Here is a 315-nt window from a genome sequence, read left to right as displayed (position 1 = left end):
CATGCACCTTATTGGAAAGAAGATAAGGGATGGCAGAATTCTTCATTTGATCCGCCAATTTCTAAAAGCCGGCATCATGGAAAACGGTCTTGTATCCGCCAATGAACAAGGAACACCTCAGGGCGGACCCCTTAGTCCCCTGCTTTCTAACATTATGTTAGACCAATTGGACAAAGAATTAGAGCGCAGGAACTTGCGTTTCGTAAGATACGCAGACGACTGTAATATCTACGTCAAGAGCTGGAAGGCTGGACAAAGGGTTATGGAGGGAGTAACAAAGTTCATTGAAGGCAAATTACTGCTAAAAGTGAACAA

At 43.8% G+C, this 315-nt stretch carries 1 protein-coding gene; it reads left to right on the top strand.

The features are described 5' to 3' along the window. Positions 1 to 315, top strand: a 315-nt coding sequence (locus GBH70_RS16520; RefSeq protein WP_253694065.1) for a reverse transcriptase domain-containing protein, incomplete at both ends; no start/stop codon positions are given.

Source organism: Weizmannia acidilactici, assembly GCF_008974225.1.
GTDB lineage: Bacteria > Bacillota > Bacilli > Bacillales > Bacillaceae_C > Weizmannia > Weizmannia acidilactici.
The sequence above is the reverse complement of the archived record's forward strand: the minus strand, read 5'-3'. Positions and strand labels throughout refer to the sequence as shown.